The sequence below is a fragment of the Kiritimatiellales bacterium genome, assembly GCA_041656295.1.
Classification (GTDB): Bacteria; Verrucomicrobiota; Kiritimatiellia; order Kiritimatiellales; family Tichowtungiaceae; genus Tichowtungia.
The window spans coordinates 1-4,184 of the sequence record JBBADV010000043.1; the positions used below are offsets into that span (position 1 = coordinate 1).

The 4,184-nt window shown below is 54.5% G+C and carries 4 protein-coding genes; all 4 read left to right on the top strand.

The features are described from left to right. Positions 1–1,079 (top strand): Gfo/Idh/MocA family oxidoreductase (locus tag WC959_12855; GenBank protein ID MFA5690004.1); only part of this gene is annotated, 1,079 nt, incomplete at its 5' end. An 18-nt stretch (positions 1,080–1,097) separates the two neighbouring features. Continuing rightward, positions 1,098–3,311, top strand: coding sequence for an alpha-galactosidase (locus tag WC959_12860; protein MFA5690005.1), 2,214 nt, complete (start codon positions 1,098–1,100; stop codon positions 3,309–3,311). A gap of 163 nt (positions 3,312–3,474) precedes the next feature. Then, positions 3,475–3,732, top strand: a complete 258-nt coding sequence (locus tag WC959_12865; GenBank protein MFA5690006.1) for a hypothetical protein — start codon at positions 3,475–3,477, stop codon at positions 3,730–3,732. Continuing rightward, the gene (locus tag WC959_12870; GenBank protein MFA5690007.1) at positions 3,732–4,166 is read left to right on the top strand and encodes a hypothetical protein; all 435 of its coding nucleotides are present in this window, start codon (positions 3,732–3,734) and stop codon (positions 4,164–4,166) included. Before WC959_12865 ends, WC959_12870 begins: the two co-directional genes overlap by 1 nt. Positions 4,167–4,184: the final 18 nt, after the last annotated feature.

Genomic DNA, 4,184 nt, shown 5'->3' on the forward strand with positions numbered 1-4,184 from the left:
TATTGCACACCTGTTGCGATCTGTCCGATGAAGCGCTGGCGGAATGCCGCAATAAATTCGGCGTGCTGCACGTCAGCAACGACTATAAAACGGTTATTCACGATCCGGAGGTTGATGCTATTTGCATTGCGACTACCGAAAAAATGCGGCTGCCGCTGATTCGCGAAGCCGCCGCCGCCGGCAAGCCGGTTTATTGTGAAAAACCGGTGGCGCGCACGCTCGAGGAGATGTTTGAGATTCAGATCGTTGTGAAACAATCCGGTATTCCGTTTTGCGTCGGACATAATCGGCGCAGCAGCCCGGCGATGCAGGATGCGCACCGGATTTTCCGCAGCCACATGGAAAACCCGCAGCCCTGCCGGTGGCGGTTTGACCGTGAAGGCGATGAGCGCCCGCCGCGCGCCGACGACGGCACTGCCGCCATGTCCGTGCGGATTAATGACGACTGGTACAGCTGGAAATCCTGGGTGTTTGATAAAGAGCAGGCGCCGCACGGCCCGATGCTGTTTGAAATGACGCACTTCACCGATTTGTGCAACTGGTTTCTGGCGGCTGAGCCGGTTGAAGTGATGGCGATGGAACAGGGCATGCTCAATCACGGAATTATCATCCGCTATAAAACCGGAGAAATCGCCACACTGCTGATGGGCGCCAACGGAACATTCGGCTATCCGAAAGAGCTGTATGAAATGTTCGGCAACGGAGCGGCGGTCGTTGTCGACCACATGCTGGAAGTCCGCACCGCCGGAATTACGAATGCGCCGGCGCGTATCATTTATCCGATGCTGAACGATCATCATCCGGACATCGGCCAAGAAGGCGGACTGTTCGGCTGGCTGGAGAAAAAAGCAGCGGCGTGTGAGGATGTGATAAAAACCGGCGATCCGATGGCACAGTTTACTGCCGAGCCGGACAAGGGTCACGCGCATGCCATCGACCGGTTTGTGGAGCAGATTCACGGTTGCGGACCGGTGGTGTGCGGCATTGACGACACTGTTAGCGCAACGCTGGTGGCATTCGCCGCCATCCGTTCTGCACATGAAAACCGGCCGGTAAAACTTTCGGAGTTTCAAAATTAATAAGCAGGAACGAATTTTATGCAAAAGCTGGAACGCGCGCTGGCATCAATGCGGTGCGGAACGATCTCCTTCCGTCCGTTTGTTGTAACGCCTGCCGGAAAAATATTTCCGGTGGAAATTACCGGAACTTCCGGACGGTCTTACCTGCATTATCGGTGCCGCTATCCGGCGGGCTGGCAGGACGATTTTCATTTTCAAATTCAGGGCGATGAAATTACCTGCCGGCGCTATTTCCGTACGCCGGAAAAGTGTCAGCTGGCGGAGCTGGGCGTGGAGCTGAACGGCATTACATTCGGCGCCGCCGCCGCCGATGATTATTTCTACCATAACGAAAATCCGCGCATTTATCAGCGGATGACTTTTCCGGTGGATTACCGCCGTACGGCCGACGATGCCGGTAACAGCGAGTTTGATGCACAGGCAGGTAATCGCTGGGCGGATCCCGGTGTTGTCAGTGAACGCATCGGCCGGTCGCCTTATCAGCCTTTTCCGGCGATTCTGCTCAGCAACTATCAGCTTAAGCGTGGACTGGTGCATGGCACGTTAAGCCAGAAGGTATTTTATCATAACTATCTGGTGTCGCATGATAACGCGGCAATCAAGTTGGAAATTTTTTCCGGATGTAAAGCCGTTGCTTATCTGGATCTGCCCGCGGGTAAAATTCTGGTGGACGAATGGTATCTCGGACCGACCGAAAACGCCGACGACCTCGAGCAGTTTTTCGCCCGCTACACGGCAGAACTCCGCCGGCATCTGCCGCCGATGTACGGTGCCACCGCCATCAACCGCAATTCGCTGGTCTGGGGATCGTGGAACGATGGACTGTTCCGCGATATTTCGGAAGAGCAGCTGCTGCGCGAAGCGGAATTTCTGGGGCGCAACTATCCGACGGTTCAATGGCTTCAGGTTGATGACGGCTATGCCGCAGAGGCAACGCGCCTCGAGATCGCCCACGGTTTGGGCATGCCGTATGAGGGTGGAAAAGGAGTTGATAAACAGAAATTTCCGCATGGGCTGAAACAGTTCGCCGATAAAATCCGCGAGTACGGTTTGCGGCCGGCAATTTGGATCGGCGGATTCTGTCCCAAAGGCACTCCGATCTATAACGAGCATCCGGAGTGGTTTATCAACTACGATTACCGCACGGCCAAATCGGCGCCGCTGGATCCGAGCCGGGCTGAAGTCCGCTGCTATATGGAATCTGCGCTGGACACATTTTTCCTGGAATTCGGGTTCGAAGGGATGAAGCACGATTTCTGGAGTTATGCGTTTGAAGACAGCCATGATCTGCTGGCGAACAAAGACGCCTCCGGCTATCAATGGCGCGACTGGTGGCTTAAAGAAATCCGTAAACGTCTGCCCGCTGACGGCTATTTGCAAACCGGTTGCGACCTCGTGATGGCCAATCCGTTTCTCGGCGAATACTTCACTAATTACCGCTACGGAATTGATATCGGCCATGGAAGCTGGGATTGCGTCCGCACCAATTTCCTCTGGGGCGTGGCGTGTTTCGCCCTGCACATCGGCGATTTGATGGTTCCCAACAGCGATTCGGTCGGACTGCTGCCGGGCCTGAATGATGATGAAGCCCTGTTTTGTCTGAACTATTGTCTGGTAACGCATTCGATGGTGGAAATCGCCGGATTGCTGAGTCAGCACCCCGATCATCCGCGCGTAAAATATTTACAGAAAGCCGTCTGCAATCCCAATAACGGACAGGATGTGTATCTGGCGCGCTACGATTACCGCGCCGCCGGGGCTCATGTCGCGGAAATTCTCTATTTTAACACGCCGCACTTCAGCATGTTGTCTGGAAATGATGCATTACCGCTGCGTACGGTCGGAATCTTTAATACGGATGAAATCGACAGGAAAATCGCCTTTGATCCGGCTGATTTAAAACTGCCGGCCGGCAGCTATCTGCTTACTGACGTATGGACCGGTGAACTTTTCAAATTTCCGGGTGAAGTGACATTTGAGGTAAAACCGCACGCCAGCCGTCTGTTCGCAGTCAGTCCGCGCACCGGCACACCGCAGCTTTTGGATGCGAATAAAAAAATCACCGATGCTGCGTTGAACGGAAACGTACTGGCGCTGACCTTTGCCCACGGCGGAGAAATAGAGCTGCTCTTTAATCAGCCTCCGAAAAAACTGCCGGACGGATTTACTGCCACCGGCAATCAGGTTTCCGGCAGTTTGTCCTGTGCAGCCACCGTTGAATTCGGTTTTTAAATGCGGGGATGGAAGCGTCGCAAGTCTGAAGGTCTTAATGCTGCAGGTCAAAATGCGCAGGGCGCGCTGATGGTAAACGGCAGGGCGCGCAGTCCCTTGCGCGCCGTTATTTTTTGGCGGCCAAGGGACTGGCCGCCCTACCTGTTTTCCTTGCCGGCGTTGCGTGGAAAAATATTATGCTCGAAAATTTATCTTAACCGGAACGGTTGCCGGAATTTACCGGAAGAAGGTGTCGACACCGGCGGAAATCCGGCGCGGCATTCGCGCCGGAAAAAGCGATCAGCCGCCGGTGATGCTGGATGGACTGCGCATCGGCACCGCAATCTGTTTTGATGAAAATTTTCCCGATCAGATCTGGCACTGGATTGACGCGGTGTTGATCTGCTGGTTTTTCCGGCGTACACCTTTGCCGGTGAATTAATGCGCGCGTGGGCGATCAACTGCGGTGTGCCGCTGGTCTGTGCGTTTCCGTGGGAATCGGTGATCTACGATCGCGACGGAAGTCTTTGCGCGCAAGCCGGCACGCTGACAACGACGGTGCAATTCGGGTATCATTCGCCGTGGATTACCTGTTCGTTGAATTTCCGGCGCCGGATTTATCATCTGGATGACAATCAGCTCCGCCTGCCGGAACTTTGCAAAAAATACGGCGGCAGCATGGATATCCGTTTGATGGAACGCGACGGACGTATGATGCTTACGGCGCAATCGCCGGAGATCAATCTGGACGCCATTGAAAGCGAGTTCGGACTCATTCCGCTGCAAACGTATCTGCGCGACAGCCGCGCTATGGTGCAGCGATTCACACAAATCGCAGAGAAATTCTGCACGCAGAGCCGCAAAAAAAGGGTTTAACCGCAGATGTAAACGGAT